At 44.6% G+C, this 18,628-nt stretch carries 15 protein-coding genes; 9 read left to right on the top strand and 6 right to left on the bottom strand.

Annotated features, from left to right (window positions below; all coding sequences use genetic code 11):
• Positions 1-62: 62 nt before the first annotated feature.
• Positions 63-863: a transposase gene (locus IPL34_RS14670; RefSeq protein WP_296841410.1), complete on the top strand. Its 801-nt coding sequence runs from the start codon at positions 63-65 to the stop codon at positions 861-863.
• On the opposite strand, the gene IPL34_RS14665 is transcribed toward IPL34_RS14670, so the two are convergent.
• The 5 genes from IPL34_RS14665 to IPL34_RS14645 form a co-directional block, all read right to left on the bottom strand.
• Complete coding sequence (locus IPL34_RS14665; RefSeq protein ID WP_296842195.1) at positions 834-6,185, bottom strand: CshA/CshB family fibrillar adhesin-related protein; 5,352 nt, start codon at positions 6,183-6,185, stop codon at positions 834-836. The genes IPL34_RS14670 and IPL34_RS14665 overlap by 30 nt on opposite strands.
• 507 nt (positions 6,186-6,692) lie before the next feature.
• Positions 6,693-7,823 (bottom strand): MltA domain-containing protein, encoded by a 1,131-nt coding sequence (locus IPL34_RS14660; RefSeq protein ID WP_296842194.1) that lies wholly within the window; start codon positions 7,821-7,823, stop codon positions 6,693-6,695.
• Positions 7,817-8,356, bottom strand: coding sequence for a DUF2058 domain-containing protein (locus IPL34_RS14655; protein WP_296842193.1), 540 nt, complete (start codon positions 8,354-8,356; stop codon positions 7,817-7,819). Before IPL34_RS14655 ends, IPL34_RS14660 begins: the two co-directional genes overlap by 7 nt.
• A 157-nt stretch (positions 8,357-8,513) precedes the next feature.
• Positions 8,514-9,353 (bottom strand): sulfurtransferase, encoded by an 840-nt coding sequence (locus IPL34_RS14650; RefSeq protein WP_296842192.1) that lies wholly within the window; start codon positions 9,351-9,353, stop codon positions 8,514-8,516.
• 90 nt (positions 9,354-9,443) lie between these two features.
• Positions 9,444-10,472, bottom strand: coding sequence for a hypothetical protein (locus IPL34_RS14645; protein ID WP_296842191.1), 1,029 nt, complete (start codon positions 10,470-10,472; stop codon positions 9,444-9,446).
• A gap of 188 nt (positions 10,473-10,660) precedes the next feature.
• On the opposite strand from IPL34_RS14645, the gene IPL34_RS14640 reads away from it, so the two are divergent.
• From IPL34_RS14640 to clpA, 4 genes are all read left to right on the top strand, one after another.
• Positions 10,661-11,062, top strand: coding sequence for an MFS transporter (locus tag IPL34_RS14640; protein WP_296842190.1), 402 nt, complete (start codon positions 10,661-10,663; stop codon positions 11,060-11,062).
• A gap of 5 nt (positions 11,063-11,067) precedes the next feature.
• Positions 11,068-11,925: an MFS transporter gene (locus tag IPL34_RS14635; RefSeq protein WP_296842189.1), complete on the top strand. Its 858-nt coding sequence runs from the start codon at positions 11,068-11,070 to the stop codon at positions 11,923-11,925.
• A 230-nt stretch (positions 11,926-12,155) separates the two neighbouring features.
• Positions 12,156-12,470 carry an ATP-dependent Clp protease adapter ClpS gene (gene clpS, locus IPL34_RS14630; RefSeq protein ID WP_296842188.1) on the top strand — a complete coding sequence of 105 codons (315 nt, stop codon included), beginning with the start codon at positions 12,156-12,158 and terminating at the stop codon, positions 12,468-12,470.
• 6 nt (positions 12,471-12,476) lie between these two features.
• Positions 12,477-14,768 (top strand): ATP-dependent Clp protease ATP-binding subunit ClpA, encoded by a 2,292-nt coding sequence (gene clpA / locus IPL34_RS14625; protein WP_296842187.1) that lies wholly within the window; start codon positions 12,477-12,479, stop codon positions 14,766-14,768.
• A gap of 94 nt (positions 14,769-14,862) precedes the next feature.
• Here the strand turns inward: clpA and infA are convergent, their stop codons facing one another.
• A complete protein-coding gene (gene infA, locus IPL34_RS14620; protein ID WP_296842186.1) occupies positions 14,863-15,081 on the bottom strand; it encodes a translation initiation factor IF-1 in 219 nt (72 codons plus the stop codon).
• A 147-nt stretch (positions 15,082-15,228) separates the two neighbouring features.
• Between infA and fabD the strand changes: the two genes are divergently transcribed.
• The 4 genes from fabD (at position 15,229) to fabF (ending at position 18,622) form a co-directional block, all read left to right on the top strand.
• Positions 15,229-16,179, top strand: a complete 951-nt coding sequence (gene fabD / locus IPL34_RS14615) for an ACP S-malonyltransferase (protein WP_296842185.1) — start codon at positions 15,229-15,231, stop codon at positions 16,177-16,179.
• Entirely contained in the window at positions 16,176-16,928 is a 753-nt protein-coding gene (gene fabG, locus IPL34_RS14610; RefSeq protein WP_296842184.1) for a 3-oxoacyl-ACP reductase FabG, read from the top strand. The genes fabD and fabG overlap by 4 nt, the downstream gene beginning before the upstream one ends.
• A gap of 132 nt (positions 16,929-17,060) precedes the next feature.
• Entirely contained in the window at positions 17,061-17,303 is a 243-nt protein-coding gene (gene acpP / locus IPL34_RS14605) for an acyl carrier protein (protein ID WP_296843073.1), read from the top strand.
• A 74-nt stretch (positions 17,304-17,377) separates the two neighbouring features.
• Positions 17,378-18,622 carry a beta-ketoacyl-ACP synthase II gene (fabF, locus tag IPL34_RS14600; RefSeq protein WP_296842183.1) on the top strand — a complete coding sequence of 415 codons (1,245 nt, stop codon included), beginning with the start codon at positions 17,378-17,380 and terminating at the stop codon, positions 18,620-18,622.
• The last annotated feature ends 6 nt before the right edge of the window (positions 18,623-18,628 follow it).

Genomic DNA, 18,628 nt, shown 5'->3' with positions numbered 1-18,628 from the left:
CGTTGCCGCGCTCAACCCGCAAGGGTCAAAGCCAACCCGCCAACACCAAAGACAAAACCAAGGTGAAACACCCACCCTTCGTTGGTGCGCCGCTCCCCACGCGGATGGATAGCTACCTTGGACAGCTTCAACACGCCATCACAGTCCTGCTGGGGTGTGGCATCCGTTATCTCGTCGCGGATAGCTTTTATGCCAAAACTAAGTTTGTCAGTGGCATCAGGGAACTCAACTTGCATTTGATCAGCAAGTTACGTCAGGACGCCGACTTACGGTGGCTGTACACGGGCGCACAAAAACCCAAGGGTCGTCACCGCCAGTACAGCGGCAAAGTCAGTTTTGACGACTTATCACGTTTTGAACGGGTCGGAGAGCTGGACGGGCAGCGTGTTTACACCGCTACTGTTAACAGCCCGACGTTCAAACAGATAGTGCGCATCGTCTATCTGGTGCGCGAAGCAAACGGCAAGACCGCTAGCGCACTGCTGTTCAGTACCGACACGGATTGCCCTGCATTAGACATCCTGCGTTACTACCAAGCGCGTTTCCAGATAGAATTTTTGTTCCGGGATGCCAAGCAACACACCGGGCTGTGTGACTGCCAAACGACCCGCAAAGAAAAGCTGGATTTCCACTTCAATACCTCACTGACGGCACTTAACCTGCTCCGGCTGGAAGATCGCCAGCAGAACTGGGATGCCGGGGGCAACGGGCGCAGTGTCCTCTCCGTTGCCAGTGGGAAGATCCGCCACTTCAATGCCCATCTGCTCGAACGCTTTTCTCGCCACTTAAAACTCGACTTCAGCGCCATAAAATCCAGCCCAGCCTTCGCAGACCTATGTAATTATGGTGCTATCGCCGCGTAAACTGTCCGAAGTGTTATTAGTAGGATGAATTAATACATTGCCTGCTAATAGGTTGATGTCATTATTAGGACCCGCGAAGATAGTTTTACCATCCATATTCAAATCAGTTTTGGCGTAACCTGACTTAATATAGTTAGCATTTAAAGTGGTATTAGCAGGTACTAATAACACGTCGCTGAGTATTGGACTTACGTCATTATCAGGACCGTTAGCAATCGCTCTATCGTCCGTTGTGGCGTCACCTGCCCAGAGCAAGGTTTTACCCGTGCCAGTGGTCAGACGTGTACTACTACCCACCCCTACTGAACCTACTGAGAAGTCCACTAAGTTGCTACTACCTGACAGTAGTGATACAGGGGTAGAGGTGATAATGCCTAAGTGGTTACGATGCCGGATAGAGACATGATAACTACCTAATACTAATCCAGTCACACTCAACAAGCTGCTACCAGTAGCCGGATTAATCACATCACCATCCCGTTGCAGAATGCTAGGAATACTGAGTAAGACCGTTGCAGGATTAGAAGCGGAGCGTATTTCTAATAATACCCAATCAACAGGCGCATCATTACCGAGCAGATTTAATACACCAGAAGTAACCGTTTCTAGACCTAAGGAGCCTACTAAACCGGTATAAGGTTGTACGGTAGGTAATAAGCCTAGTTGAGCTAAGGTATTATTCATTAGTCCGGTCGAGCTATTGTAAGCACCTTGTAATAATACCCGCACTTGCAACTGTAAACCTAACAAGGGACTGCTAGTCACAGTAATGCTAATCGCTTGAGTATCAGTACCGCCATGACCATCGTCTACGGTCACAGTCACTTCATAAATATTATTACCATCACTATCTTCGGGTGGATCTAATAAGAAGTTAGAACCGTAATTAGCAGGATTGACAAAGCTTAGTAAGCCAGTCGTAGGATTAATCGTGAATTTAGCAGCATCGGCTCCACCGCTAATACTATAAGTAAGCGTGTGATTATCCGCATCAGTAGCACTAACCGCCGTAGCTGTAGTCGCACCATCCGCAACACTGAGAGCAGCCGTTGCACCACCTCCATCGCTAGTAATCACGGGAGGATTATTAGCAGTAGAGCAATCCACTGGACTACCGTAGTTGCCAAGGTAATTATTATCAGTGGTTGCGCCCCAACCGGTATTAGTGAATTGGTTAGCAGGTACACTTCCAGCCGAGTTGGTGGGAATATTGAAGGGATCAGTATCATCCATCACATCCACTAGACCTGTACAAGTATTAGGATTAATGAAGTTAAAGACTTCAATCTCAAGACCGGCTTGCCAGTTAAAGTTACCATTACCTAAGGGGGTAAAGGTAAAGGATAGATAATCCTGTGCGGTATTTTCGGTAGGTGCATCTACGCGTGAATTCAATGCCCACGTTACACTACCTACAGTGGATTGCAGATCATTGATTAAGAAACGATTCGCACCACTACCAGTAGGTACGGTGAGAGTGATTTGACCGGTCAAGTTAAGGTTATTAGTGGGAGTGCTAGTAGGACGCATATACACATGATAGCGACCATCCACACCACGGCGAATGGTATATTCTAGTACCTTGCTATTGGTCTGAGTGATAGTTACTGCTAGTGCTTGAGTATCAGTACCACCATTACCATCGTTAACGGTCACTTGTACTTCATAGACATTATCGCTATTGGCATCGGTTGGGCTGCTATAGCTAGGAGCACTATTAAAGGTGAGTACACCGGTAGTCGCGTTAATGCTAAATTGTGCAGCATCCGCTCCACCTGTAATGCTATAGGTGAGGGTATCACCAGCATTCGCGTCAGTGGCAGTGACTGTCGTCACAGCGGTACTACCTTCAGATAGAGTAAGTGCAGCGGTACTACCTCCCCCATTGCTGGTAATAACAGGAGCTGCATTGGAGCTAGCATCCGCACAGATGACAAACTCCATACCGTCACCACCCGCCCCTTCAACGCCTGTACCGACTAAATCAAAGCTTAGGCTATTATAAGAGCCGAGGATTTGTACTCCACCCATTGCCATTTGACGAGTACTATCAGCGCCTGCTTCTCCGGTACTTTCGCCCCAAACCATCGCTTCGTTAGGTGTGCGTTGGATACTATTAGCAGTCACTTCAAAGTGACTACCCCCGCCTACTTTGGTAAAGGTAATACCGGCATTAGCCGCATTAGGCGTGATACGCGCTGAGCTACTTAATAATTTAGGTGTGGCATTACTCTTACCGCCATAGCCGCCCATGCGATCAATATAGATAACAGGATCATGCACCAAAGAGCTGAAATTGAAGGTTAGAGTACCTGTTTTACCATCAGTACTAGCATTAGCAGTGCGTCCGCTTTCAGGTGTGGTATCCCAGTAGAACACAGTCCCTAATGAGCGAGTGCCATTAATACCCGGATTACCAAAATCACCAACGGTATTCATGACATCGTTAGGTGTAAATGACCAATTAGCACCTGATGGAGCCGTACCTATAGCAGTAATCACTAAACCTTGTGTAGTAGTGGTTTGATAGCCACCGCCGCCCGCTGTCCAGTTGCTACTGGTTCCGGTTGCACTACAGGTCGCTGGAGCAACCGCACTAGGTGGATTAGTGGAGCTAGCAGGTTGAGCAATTTGTACTTGATAATCTTCGACTTCACCATCGGTAGCGGTATCAGTGGGCGAGGCTATAGCAGTGTCACTAGAAAATCTGAAACGCGCATTAATAGTGCCAATGTGAGCATACATAGGAACTAAAATGCCTTCGGTAAGGGTTTGATTAGTGCCGCTTAAACTATCAATCACTAACTCATCGGGATGATTACCGAATACACCGTTATTATCCCAGTCAAACCAAGCATAAAGCTGTCCTGTGCCTTTAACAGGAATATGTAGAGAGAAGTTTTGCTCTGGATTAAGTGTTGTGCCTTGCAAGCTAGTACTAAGACCACTATTGGTAAATACTCCATCTTCATCAGCGCTGCCAGTCGTATCGTCACCCGTTGCAGTTGAGTTGGCAATAGTACTGAGGTCAGAGTCTGGTTTATTAGTACCTAAGTAAGTGGGAGTCATCACACTTACTGTGGTTTTAGTTAAGAGTGTTCCATTGGTAGCAATAATAGGTTTTCCACCACCGCTAGCGGAGATAGGCAGATAATGGCTAGGATTGCTGGTAGTGGTTACGGCATCACCATAATCAAAGGGAGCGAAGACACCAAAAGCAACCGCGCCATTACCACCCGCTAACATATTGACGGATAGGTTATTAACATTTTGGGTTAAAGCTAATAGTGTGCCGCTACCTAGTGACAGAGTGTCACTCAATTGAATAGTTTTACCTGCATTAGAGAATACGACATCAACAGCACCTTGGCTTTCTAATGCTTCAAAGGCATTACCGTCGGTAGTGACTGTTAAGGATTCATTAGTATTATCCAGATCCTCAGCATCAGCGATCACTATTTGATTAGGTAAAGCTACGCCATTTAGTGTAGTAGTAAAAGTCAATTGGAATTGTGGGTCTTGACTGGCAGTAACATTAGTTAAGCCAATAGGATTAACCCCTGAGTACATACTTACTAAGCGGTCGCCACTCCAAGCACCTGTATTATAAGTTTGTACGGCAGCCGTGAGATTACTCATTTGTCCAGTGATAGCCAGTCCATTTGGTATTGTCCATGTCTTAGTAATGGTATCACCTGCATTAAATTGCGTGACAGCACCGCAAGACCAATCCAACCAGAAAATATCTTTCTTATAAAGACCAGTACCCCCTGTAGCATAACCAGAGCCTGTTGAGATAGAACCAGCAGGGCAAGTAATGGCGCTACCCTCAGCCACATTAGTAACAGTCACCGCTATGGTTTGTGTATCGCTAGCCGTGCCATCAGATACCGTGACTTGCACGTCATACACATTATTAGCACCGCTATCGGTAGGATTTTCATAATCGGGGGCGCTGATAAAGGTCAATACTCCGGTACTGGCATTAATACTGAATTTTGCAGCATCCGCTCCACCAGAAATCGAATAAGTTAATGGGTCACCATCACCATCTGAAGCACTGATAGTCGTAACTGCTGTGGTATTTTCAGCAACATTGATAGCAGCGGTATTGCCGCCACCGTTGCTAGTGATAATAGGGCTATTGTTTAAATAAGGCGTAAAGCAGCCATCAGGCGCTAAAATAGCTTCATAAATATGTACATTCGTATTCAGCCCTGCTAGTGAACCTGCGGACAGTTTAACCTCATTGAAAGGCTGAGTCGTTTTAAAGCCGACCACATGCTTACCCACAAAAACGGGTAAATCAAATAGACTACCACTACCTACAGATTCTTGTTGTACGCCGTTTAAATAAGTAGTTAGCGTAAAGGCATTGAGTAAACTACCGCCTAACCCTCCGGTATCTTCAACCGAGAAACCCGCAAATGTACCTCCGGGATAGGAGCCTACGAGTGGATCAACGACTGATACACTACCAGAGGCTAATAGTCCGGCGAGAATATTAATATTGGCGTAATTACTAGCATTGCTATCGATAATATTAGATGCGCCTGTCACCTCACAGCCTACGCAAATCCCTGAAATACCCGTATTACTTTCACTGACGCGTACTGGATAAGTCGGTTTAGTCCAGCTAGTGCCTTGATCACTATTACAAGTGGGAGTAGGGCCGGCTGCCGCTTGCTCCAAAAGAGCCGAGTAAACGCGTGTCTCACCGCCTAGACCAATGCCTACGGGTTGACTTAATCTAAAACGTACTTCGTCAAATGATTGAGTAGTCCAAAAGCCAACATTGAATTGACCTGCACTACCACCACCAATTAAACCTAATAACGAACCATCAATTAAGGAACTACCACCAATACTTTCGCGTTGAGCACCCCCTAAATAAGTGGTCACCGTCATATTATCAAACAAGCCAGCATCGAGTAGTCCACCAATCTTTTCAATGCGAAAGCCCGCAAATGTGCCCGCAGGGTAAGTAGTCCCCGTTTCTTTGACCCCTAGTTCTGCATAGGCAAATACACTGATGAGGGGAAAGGTAATACTCGAATAGTTAGTTAAGTTAGCGTCGGTCGCATTGGATGGGTTATTCACGACCGGACAGGTCAGTGAGGTACACAAAAAGTTAGGTGAGCGTGAGCTAGAAGCGGAAACATTATAAGTGCTTTGTACCCAAGGTGTGGTGACATTGGGTACGAGAGCTGCCTGAGCGAATTGAGAAAACGTCAGTAACGTCAAGGTGAGTAAGAGTTGTAAGTACCATCCACCATATTTAAATAGGGGAGGGCTAGCAATACAGCTTTTTTTTAGTTTCATAACCATTACTCCAAATATTTAGTATTTTAATTATTGAATGATTTGGGATTCACTATAGTGATAGCCTAACTATCAGTGTGTGGAAGGGTATGGGTTAATACATCTAGAACTCCTGCTACCTATTATATTTTTATAAGTACGTTTTATTTTTAATTAACATTATACTAGGTAGTTAATTATGCTTTGTTTTTAAGCATGATAGTGTTGACAACTTTATAACCCTTGATAAATTAATGAACATGTTTTTTATTATGTATATCAATAGCTTAAAGATAATAGCTAAATGACTAGCCAGACTACTTTCTTAGATTTATATAAGTAAAATTTATAGGTGAATTCTAGCACGTTATCTAATAAACATGAAATAATTATAAATTTATTTATTATATATTTAATGTTAATAGTTAATAAAAGCAGTGATTGCTGATAGATTAATATTTAATATGACGTTTGCTGAAGTGACTACTGATTGAAATAAAAGTAGTCATTTTTATGAGGAGAGTTAAATTAGCGCGGGATTAAACGGTAAAATTGCGTGTTTTGCTTCATTCTTCCTGCCCATTGCTCCGCTTGTACACCTGTGCCAAAGAAGAAATCAGCGCGTAATTCTCCCGTAATAGCTCCCCCCGTATCTTGAGCAAAGACCAGCTTTTGGAGCAATGTTTTACTGTCAGGGTAGTGACTATCGACCCAAAGTAAGGAACCTAAAGGAATAGTTTTAGGATCAATAGCGATACTGCGCTCGGCTACCAGCGGCACATTTAAAGAGCCTATAGGACCTGCTTCGACATTAGTGCGCAGTTTAAAAAACACATAGCTGGGATTTTGATTGAGTATTTCTTCAGCCTGATCAGGATGAGTGTTGAGCCACTCCCTAATAGTGAACATATTAGTATGTTCGCGCTCAATGAGCTTACGCTCGATCAATACTTTGCCAATAGGTAAGTACTTGTGACCATTTTGATTGTCATAACCCACACCCACAATAGAGCCATCGGGTAGTTGCGCTCGCCCTGAGCCTTGGATATGGAGAAAAAACACATCATCTTGCTTATCAGTCCAAAGAATCTCATTGCCTGCTAAAGGTTTAGTCGTTCCTTCAATCACCGCACGATCATAATAGGGTATAACGCGATTACCCTCTAAGCGTCCACGTACTCGTTTATTTTGTAGTTCGGGGTAGAGTGAACCCAAATCAATGGTGAGTAGATCAGCGGGGGTTTTATAAATCGGATACTTAAAGCGCTCATCAGGCGTATAGCTAGCCATCAACACAGGTTCGTAGTAACCCGTCATAAAGCCAGTGGTTTTGCCTTCAGTACTGACTAATTGCTCTGGCTGAAAATGCTGTTCAAAAAAGGCTTTAGCAGTGGCGCGGTCGGGACTCATGCCTTGCGCTTGTTGGCAAATAGTGACCCACGCTAATTCATTTTTCTTTAGCATGGCTTGGCAATTATTTAATAAGGCAGGCCAAGCTTGCTCATGTGCATCTTGCTCCCAACCCGGAAGATCAGCCCAAGTGACTACCTTAGGCTCAGGTGGTGTTTGGGGTTTAGGTGGAGTGTTCCACCAATCACAACCTACTAAACCTAGGGCAAGTACTACGGTACTCACATATTGCAATAAAACTTTTACCACATTAAATCATCCGGTACTTGATAGGCTGCATAAGGATCCTCTTCTTCGGCTATAGGGCTTGGGGTTTTGGTATTGAGCAGCACAATATGAGAAGGGTCACGCTGAGCAATTTTGTCACCCACTTGTTTGGGAATAAGCGCATAGCTTTCACCTTCGCGCACGATAGCGATTACGCCGTGAATAAGCTGATCTTGTAGTTTAGGGGTGACGTAGATGCTTTTGACTTTATTATGATCGGCAAATTGGTAAGCAATCTCAGCGCCTGCGGTACTGATTTTATTCATCTCAATTAATTGCCGAATTTGCGCCTGAATAGCTTTAGCTTCGGCTTGTTCGCGCTGTTGGCGGTTGAGTTCGCGTGATCGCTCGGCTTGTTCTAGGCGGGCTTGCTCGGCTAAGCGTTTCACCTCATCATCGGCTTGAGCATTGCCTTTAGCTTCTTGATATTTTTGTTTACTCACTTCTTTTTCAGCTTTCTTGGCTTGTTTTTGATTAGCAAGACCACTTTTGAGCAATTGATCGCGTAAGGACATAGCAAACCCTCATTCCAATGAATAAGGGTGTATTGTCGCCATCCCGTTAGGTATTGACAAGATGCAATGTAGGGGGAGACCTAGGTGTCTCACCGTTAGGTGGCACAGAGGAGGGTACATAAGAGTGCAAACACATAGGTTTGCCCCTACGTAATGTTTAATCCTTACCTAGGGCAATAGGGCGACTAGGATCACGAATCCATTCACTCCATGACCCCGGATAGAGTTTAGAGCCTGTTAAACCGACATATTCCATCGCTAATTGATTATGGCAAGCGGTCACGCCAGAGCCACACACATGCACAATTTGCTCTAAGGGTGTGGCTTTTAATAGCGCTTCCCACTCAGCTCGCAATACTTCGGGTGCTTTAAAATAAATACCCTCGACATTATCGGTCAGGGGGCGATTCCATGACCCCGGAATATGCCCTGCTATGGGGTCGATTAATTCCTTTTCACCTGTGAAGCGTTCAACTGAGCGTGCATCCACTAATTGCCAAGGGTGATTAGGCTGCATCAAATCATCCACATCGACAATAAAATCAGGTTGCATATGAGCCGTAAAATGACCTTGGCGTGGTTCAGGTTCGTGGCTAGTCATAGGCGCTTGAGCTTTACGCCATGCCTCAAAACCACCATTTAGCACAGCTACTTGATCGTGGCCTAACCAGCGCAATAACCACCAAGCGCGTGCTGCCATAGCTCCAAAGTTATCATCATAGACCACGACCTGAGTGTCATTATTCAGACCACAAGCGCGTAATTTGGCAATCAATTGATCAGCATCGGGCATAGGATGACGCCCAGTAGTGGGGGTAATGGGTGAGGAGAGGTCATTATCTAAATGCAGATAATAAGCCCCTTGAATATGATTACCCTCATACATAAATAACCCTAGCTCAGTATCGGCTAGGCTAAAACGACAATCAAAGACTAACCAATTAGGATTAGCTAAGTTTTCAACTAAATCGGGTACAGAGATCAGGGTTTGGTACATACCGTGTCCTTTAAAAGCAGTGGGATAGGTAGATGATTATCCCCACCGCAGCATTATAAAAATAAGTGCCATCCGCTAAGGGTATGAGCACTACTGTAATCCAACAGGGTCTACTATTCCGCTAGGGCAACCTGCCTCTACCGGACGTGAGGCTAATGCCAAAGTACTTAAGTCTTGCTGGGCTATTGAGCCTTTCAAGCCTAAGGTTAATTCAGTGATTAAGCGTCTACTACCATCGTCTTTACAGGCAATCTTGACACGCTCACCAACGCCTTTACCGAAGGCTTGATCAAAAGCAGCACGAATTTGTTGACTCGTTAAATTTTGCCCGATGTTTTTAGCAAATAAGCTTTGTACCGCGCTTTGATTAATATCAGACAGTACTTTGATAGAGTCTGCGTAATACTGTTCTTCATTCGTACCATAACAAGTACCGTGCTTAATCCATTCATGGCGTTCCAGTAGTGACTGTGTACCGGGCATGACTTGATCAAGTTGAGCTTTTACCCCTGCGGATACGGTACTACTAGGCAGAGCTGCCCAATCGCCTTGTTTATCTTTGGCTTGTTGGTCTTTGGGTACATTGCAATAGGAGGCACGATCAGGCCAGAGTCCGTGTAGAGTAAAATGGGTGGCATCAAAGCGTGAGGTTGTTTGGCTTTTGCATTCTTTTTTACCTGAAGCACCTTCGCAAAAGGCGGGTTGCCAGCTAAAGGCAAAAACGTATTGCCCAGAGACTTTTTTAGCCTCTGAAGCAGGGGCGCTAGTAGGAGCGGGATCTATAGCAGGGGGAATCAGGGGAGCAGCACCTAATGCGGGTAAAGGGTCTGTCATCGCTAATACGCCACAATCCATAGCTACCCATCGTTGTTTGGGGTTAGCACCCTCTATGTTGACTAGGTAGTGGGTGGCTTGATCGGCACGGTTTTTGGCTATAACGGAGTAGTGCGTACCTATCACTAATTTAATCTGCCCCGGGTTATGGGGTTGACGAATAGACGGTGTGGCAGCACAGGCTTGGGTCGCAGTTAATTCACCACTGATCAAGACTTGAGCCGAGGTGCTCATACTAAGTAAGAGGGTTGCAAGGCTGATACTGCTAATAATGAGAGAGCGCATAATTGTGAGCCTACAGTTAAAGAGTAAGAGCTAAGCCTGCCAGAGAATCAGAGGTACGACTAGAGTAGGGTGGGGTGAGTAGGGAGTAGATCCTCCGATTTTTCACTTAGCTTTCATAAAAAGAGCATGACACTTAGAAAAAGTTAGGGCTATGATGCAATTTATTCAGCGCAGCAGATGGAATAATAATGAGTCAATTAGTAGCACATTCGTGGCGGGAGCGCTGGGCTTGGGCATTTTATGATTGGGCTAACTCGGCCTTTGTAACGACGGTCGTGGTAGCATTATTTCCCGTTTTCTTACGCAATTATTGGGCGCAAGACTTACCTTCTGAGCAGATTACTTTTCATTGGGGCAATACCAATTCTATTGCTAGTCTCATCATTACAGTATTAGCGCCCTTTTTAGGCGCTATCGCAGATCGCAGTGGTAAGAAAAAAGGTTTATTAGCCAGTTTTATGTTATTGGGCGCGGTGGCGACCTTCTCCTTAGCCTTTATTGGTGAGAATCAATGGCAGCTAGCCTTATTTGCTTTTGCCTTAGCCTTTATAGGTTTTTTGGGGGCAATATTTTTTATGACTCACTATTAGTTGATGTGGCTGAGGAACCTGCCTTTAATCGTGTATCGGCCTTAGGGTATGGGCTTGGTTACTTGGGGGGCGGGTTATTTTTAGTATTAAGTATCTTACTCTCCTTACATCCTGAGTGGTTTGGCTTGGCGGATAAAGCTACTGGAGTAAAAGTTGCTTTCGCTTTAACTGCCGTATGGTGGGCAATTTTTTCTATCCCCTTATTCCTGTATGTGCGTGAGCGTCCGGTAGCTCGTACTCAACAGTCATTGCCAAGTCTGTTAGCTCAGGCAGGGCGGGATCTAATCGATGTTTTTAAGAAGATTCGCCAACACCGAGCCGTCGCCTTATTTTTGCTGGCTTACTTTTTCTATATTGACGGTGTGGATACGATTGTCATTATGGCGGTGGATTATGGTCAGAGTTTGGGTTTGCCCTCGGATAGTTTGATTCAAGCTATTCTGATTACCCAGTTTACCGCTTTTCCTGCTGCTTTACTCTTTGGCTGGATTGGGACACGTTATAATGCTAAAGCAGGGATTTTAATCGGGATTTTGGGGTATGTTCTAATAGTGTTGGGTGCTACCCAAATGCAGACCGCAACGCACTTTTATTGGTTAGCCTGTAGTGTTGGGCTGTTTCAAGGGGGTATTCAGGCACTAAGTCGTTCTTATTTTGCGACGCTTATTCCAGTAGAACAGGCAGCCAAGTTTTTTGGTTTTTACAATATGCTGGGGAAGTTTGCCGCTATCTTTGGTCCTATGTTGGTAGGGTGGGCAGGGTTGGTATTAGGCTCATCAAGGATGGGATTGCTGGTGTTACTGATTTTGTTTGTGTTAGGTGGTTTGATTCTAATGTTAGTGCCTCGATCTCAAGATGTGTAAGTCAAACTAGATGAGATGCCATTATCACAGTAAATATATATTCTTATAATCTTATTTATGTTAAATAATAAAAGAAATAAAAACAGAAAATCAAACAATAACAACCAAAAATACGCGAAACTTCCTTTAGAACCAAAAATACGCCACCATATTCATATTCCCTAAGCTCTAGGGCATTAGTAAATCAGCAATAACGATTGCTCCGTTAAACAACACAGCGAGCTTGTTGAATGTCTCAAAAGCAAGATCATGATTCTGGTGTAGTGGTACAAGAATCCCGTCCGAAGGTGAAAGAACCAGCACGGTTTAAAGTTATACTGTTAAATGATGATTTTACCCCCATGGACTTTGTGATTGAGGTTCTACAAACTTTTTTTCATCTCGATCACGAAGCGGCAACCCGCATCATGTTATTAGTTCATACTAAAGGTAAGGGGGTTTGTGGCGTCTATACTCGGGAAATAGCAGAAACGAAAGTAGCCCAAGTGAACCAGTTCTCGCGGGAAAATAGTCATCCCTTATTGTGTACGATGGAAGAGGCGTAAATATCTATGTTAAGTGCAGAAGTCGAATACTCCATCAATGCGTTATTCCGTGACGCACGCGCTAAGCGCCACGAATTCGTAACGGTTGAGCATTTATTGTTAATTATGTTGGACAACCCCAGCGCAGCGGATGTATTACGTGCCTGCCAAGTGGATATATCTACTTTACGTAATGAAATTACTCAATTTGTCCATGACAACACCCCATTGATTCCGGCGGGACAAGAACGTGATGTGCAACCAACCATTGGATTTCAACGTGTGATTCATCGTGCCGTCTACAGTGCTCAATCCACGCGTAAAGGTGAGGTTACTGGCGATATGATTCTTGTAGCCATTTTTGGTGAACCCGAATCACATGCAGTATTTTTCCTGAAGCAGCACAATGTTGAGCGCCTAGACCTAGTAAATTACATTGCTCATGGCATTCGCAAAGGCGATAACTCGGATGAAGATCGGGATGATCAAGAATCCAATACACCTGCCGCTGAAGCTAATAGCGAAGAAGGTGGCGAAAAGCCGCTAGAAAAATATGCTACTAATCTCAATCAACAAGCGCTAGAAGGCAAAATCGATCCTCTAATTGGGCGCGATAATGAAATTGAGCGTACTGTACAAGTGCTCTGTCGTCGGCGTAAAAATAACCCCTTGTTAGTAGGTGAGGCAGGAGTAGGCAAAACAGCCATCGCAGAAGGTCTAGCTAAACGTATAGTAGATGGTGAAGTACCTGAAATTTTAGCCGATGCGGTGATCTATTCGCTTGATCTAGGCTCTTTATTAGCAGGCACTAAATATCGGGGTGATTTTGAAAAGCGCCTGAAAGCGGTCATCAATCAGTTGAAAAAAGAAACTAATGCTATTTTGTTTATTGATGAGATACACACCATTATTGGAGCCGGTGCAACCTCAGGTGGCACAATGGATGCCTCTAATTTAATTAAACCCGTGCTATCAAATGGTGAGATGAAGTGTATCGGCTCCACCACCTATCAAGAGTACCGCAGCATTTTTGAAAAGGATCGGGCTTTAGCGCGACGCTTCCAAAAGATTGATGTAGTTGAGCCGACCGTTGATGAAACCTATGAAATTCTCAAAGGCTTAAAAACACGCTTTGAAGAACATCACGATGTGCGCTATACCCAAACGGCGTTGCGTGCTGCCGCTGAGTTATCGGCTAAATATATCAATGATCGCCATCTGCCAGATAAGGCCATTGATGTGATCGATGAGGCAGGTGCGAATCGACGCTTAAAGCCAGCAGCTAATCGTAAGAAAACCATCTCAGTTAATGATATTGAAGAAATCATTGCTAAGATTGCGCGTATTCCACCCAAAACCGTGTCTAGTTCAGATGTGGATGTATTGCGTAATTTAGACCGCGATCTTAGGATGGTCATTTTTGGTCAAGATGACGCCATTGTACAACTGACTTCGGCGATAAAAATGGCACGTTCGGGGTTACGTGAAGATACTCGTCCTATTGGTTCCTTCTTATTTGCTGGACCTACGGGTGTAGGTAAAACCGAGGTGACTAAACAACTCGCTCAACGTTTAGGTATTGAGTTCTTACGCTTTGATATGTCGGAGTATATGGAGCGTCATAGCGTATCGCGCTTGATTGGAGCGCCCCCCGGATATGTAGGGTATGATGAAGGTGGTTTGCTCACCGATGCAGTGAATAAACATCCGCATGCGGTATTGTTACTGGATGAGATCGAAAAAGCACATCCTGATGTTTTCAACTTATTGCTGCAAGTGATGGATCACGGAACCTTGACCGACACCAATGGGCGTAAAGTGGATTTCCGCAATGTGATCTTAGTCATGACCAGCAATGCAGGAGCGGAAAACATTAGTCGTAAGTCTTTAGGGTTTGCGCATCAAGATCACACCAGCGATGCGATGGAAGCGGTCAAACGTATGTTTAGTCCAGAGTTTCGTAATCGCCTAGATGGTATTATCCAATTTAATCCATTAACTGAAACCGTGATTAAATCAGTAGTAGATAAGTTCATTATTAAATTGGAAGCTCAATTAGAGCCTAAGAAAGTCACACTGATAGTCAATGAGGATGCGCGTGCATGGCTAGCGGTGAAGGGCTATGATCGTCTCATGGGCGCTAGACCTATGGAGCGTGTCATTCAAGAGCACATTAAAAAGCCGCTAGCGGAACAAATACTATTCGGTGATTTAGTTCATGGTGGGCGGGCGGAAGTCTTTGTGTGTGAGGATAAAGATAGTTTGTGCTTAAAATACATTAGTATGCAGCATAAACAACCAGAAGAAGCGGCTGTCTAATCTAGTTTGATAGGATACCCAACCTATTGAGCTTGGGTATCCTATCACTAATCCTTCTAAACCAAATATTTACTAAGCGGATAACAATAATAGCCTACTTACTACGATAGCTAATGCGTCCCTTAGTTAAATCATAAGGGGTTAATTGTACCGTCACGCGGTCGCCCGTTAATATGCGGATATAGTTTTTACGCATGCGCCCCGAAATATGAGCAATCACATTATGCCCATTATCTAGCTCAACGCGGAATGTCGTATTAGGTAAGGTGTCAACCACAGTCCCTTCCATTTCAATATAATCTTCTCGTGCCATAACTCAGTTACTAATTAAAAGATGCGCGTATTATCGCTTGACTTGCTAAGATAACAAGTTCTTTTTACGTCCAGCGCGTGATTTAGCGTTAGGTTTCGATTAGGATAGCCCGATTTACTAACTTTTGTAGGGTTATGGAGGCTAACAGTGGCTATTGCAGCACTCTTTTCCGGTCAAGGTTCTCAATCAGTAGGTATGTTAGCGGAATTAGCTAATAGTTTTCCCATTGTAACCGAAACCTTCCAACAAGCATCAGATTCCTTAGGCTATGACCTCTGGCATTTAGTTCAAGAAGGACCTGACAGTGAGCTAAATAAAACGACTATTACTCAACCCGCAATGCTAGCCGCAGGGGTAGCGGTCTGGCGAGTATGGCTACAGCAAGGGGGCATAGAGCCTAAAGCGGGAGCAGGTCATAGTTTAGGAGAGTATTCCGCTTTAGTCGCTGCTAATTGTCTGGATTTTGTACATGCTGTACACCTAGTCACCGAGCGTGCCCGTTTAATGCAAAGTGCTGTTCCTGCTGGGGCAGGTGCAATGGCTGCGGTATTAGGTGCTGAAGATGCTCAGATTATACAAGTTTGTGCTGACATTAGTGCTCAAGGTGAAATCGTTGAAGCAGTTAATTTTAACTCGCCCGGACAAGTAGTGATTGCTGGACAAACCGCCGCTGTAGACAAAGCGCTAGCTGCTTTAGTCGAACTAGGGGCAAAAAAATCCGTAAAGTTACCGGTTAGTGTACCTTCGCATTGCAGTTTAATGCAGGAAGCATCTTTTATTTTAGCCAAGGAATTAAGCCAAACTTTATTAAACGCCCCCGAATTTACGGTATTGCATAATGTGGATGCGCAACCCCGTACTAGCTCGGCTGGGGTACGCGCAGCATTAGCCGAGCAACTTTATAAACCAGTACGCTGGACACAAACGATTGAAGCTTTGCGTGATCAATACAATACTACTTTATTATTAGAGTTTGGACCTGGGCGCACATTAACGAGCCTCAATCGCCGCATCGATCGTAAACTGAATGCTTTAGCGATTTATGATAATGCCAGCTTAGAAGCAGCATTAAAGGCAGTAAGTGAGGGAACAGTATGAACTTATTTGATTTAACGGGCGAAGTGGCGATTGTTACGGGTGCAAGTCGCGGTATAGGGCGAGCCATTGCAGAAACATTAGGGCGATACGGTGCAAAAGTTATTGGCACGGCTACGAGTGAATCAGGAGCCTTAGCTATTACGGCTTACTTGACCGAAGCGGGGATTCAAGGGGAAGGGCGCGTATTAAATGTTGCTGATGCTGCTTCGATTGAGGCTTTTATGGCAGCAGTGACCGAAGCTCACGGTACAATAACGATATTGGTCAATAATGCAGGTATCACGCGTGATAATTTACTGATGCGTATGAAGGATGAGGAGTGGGATGACATTATTGCCACTAATCTGACCTCTATTTTCCGCATGAGTAAAGCGTGTATGCGTGGCATGATGAAGGCTAAAAAAGGTCGTATTATCTCTATATCCTCGGTCGTAGGCACTATGGGTAATGCTGGACAAGCTAATTATGCGGCTGCTAAAGCGGGTCTAGTCGGTTTTAGTAAATCATTAGCACGCGAAATTGGCTCACGGGGAATTACAGTTAATGTGGTAGCGCCTGGTTTCATTGATACCGACATGACACGGGAATTAAACGAAGCGCAACGAAATGCCATGTTGGCTAATATTCCTTTAGGTCGCTTAGGACAGGCTCAAGAAATTGCCAGTGCTGTGCTATTCTTAGCTTCCCCTGCTGGGGGGTATATTACAGGTGAGACCTTACATATCAATGGCGGTATGCTAATGGTTTAAAACCTTAGGATATGTGACAGAAACGTTATTATTGTGCTAATTTTGTTATTGTTCTTGCTAGCGAGTGTAAACGGTTTTCACTAGAATACGCCCAAGTAAGTACTGGACAAGTTTTTTAATGAGGAACATAAGATTATGAGTATTGCAGAGCGCGTCAAATCTATCGTGGTTGAACAGTTAGGTGTGGACGAGGATGAAGTTCAATTAACTTCTTCTTTCACTGGAGACTTAGGCGCGGATTCACTGGATACCGTTGAGCTGGTAATGGCCTTTGAAGAAGAGTTTGGAATTGAGATTCCAGATGAAGAAGCTGAAAAAATTACTACGGTACAGTCAGCTATTGATTATATTGAAGCACACCAACAAGATGCTTAATTGAGAGTTGTGTGATTGGGTTGCAGCTTGTTAGGGCTGCAACTACGTATTGACCTAGCTAAGGGGCGATTAGTTTGTCTAAACGACGTGTAGTAGTAACGGGGCTGGGTATTGTATCCCCTGTCGGTTCTAAGTTAGAAGCAGCTTGGGATAATATCAAAGCAGGTCGTAGTGGTATTAACCGTATTAGTGCAGATTTATTTGATGCTAGCGCATTTTCGGTACAAATCGCTGGCAATGTAAAGGGCTTTAATGCCACGGATTATATTAAGTCCAAAGACCTGAAAAAAATGGATACCTTTATTCATTATGGTATCGGGGCGGGTATAGATGCCTTTAAAGACTCTGGTTTAGAAGTCACTGAGGCGAATGCCGAGCGTATTGGAGTATTAGTAGGCTCTGGTATTGGTGGTTTGGAAACCATCGAGCGTAACTATGAAGCTTTTTTAAATGGTGGCTCACGCAAGATTTCTCCTTTCTTTGTGCCGAGTAGCATTATTAATATGGTAGCGGGCAATCTGTCTATTATGTTGGGTTTAAAAGGCCCTAATATGTCAATTGTATCAGCGTGTGCTTCTGCTACTCATAGTATTGGTGATGCAGCGCGTATGATTGCTTATGGCGATGTAGATGCCATGCTAGCGGGTGGGGCTGAAATGGGTTCTACGCCCCTAGGTATTGGTGGCTTTGCCGCAGCGCGGGCGCTGTCTATACGTAATGATGCGCCGGAATTAGCGAGTCGTCCTTGGGATCGAGATCGGGATGGTTTCGTACTAGGGGATGGTGCGGGTATTCTGATGTTAGAAGAATATGAGCACGCTAAAGCACGCGGTGCACGCATTTACTGTGAGTTAATTGGCTATGGTATGAGCAGTGATGCCTATCATATGACCTCTCCCTCAGAAAGTGGTGAGGGTGCTGCGCGTTGTATGCGTAATGCGTTACGTGATGCAGGTATTAATGCAGACCAAGTTGGTTATGTTAATGCACACGGCACATCGACTCCAGCAGGTGATAAAGCCGAAACGCAGGCGGTGAAAGCTGCTTTAGGCAATCATGCTTATAAGGTTGCGGTTAGCTCTACTAAATCTATGACAGGGCATTTATTAGGTGCAGCCGGAGGCGTGGAAGCAGTATTCAGCGTGCTAGCTTTGCGTGATCAAGTGTTGCCGCCTACTATTAATTTAGAAAATCCCGATCCAGAATGTGATCTCGACTACGTGCCGAATGTAGCACGCGAAACCAAGGTAGATATTGCTATGAGCAACTCCTTTGGCTTTGGTGGTACTAATGGTACTTTAATTTTCAAGTGTATCTAATGGGGC

Origin of the sequence: Thiofilum sp. (assembly GCF_016711335.1) — a bacterium.
In the GTDB taxonomy this organism is placed as follows: Bacteria; Pseudomonadota; Gammaproteobacteria; order Thiotrichales; family Thiotrichaceae; genus Thiofilum.
Note: the sequence above shows the minus strand (reverse complement) of the source record. Positions and strands in the feature narration are given on the sequence as shown.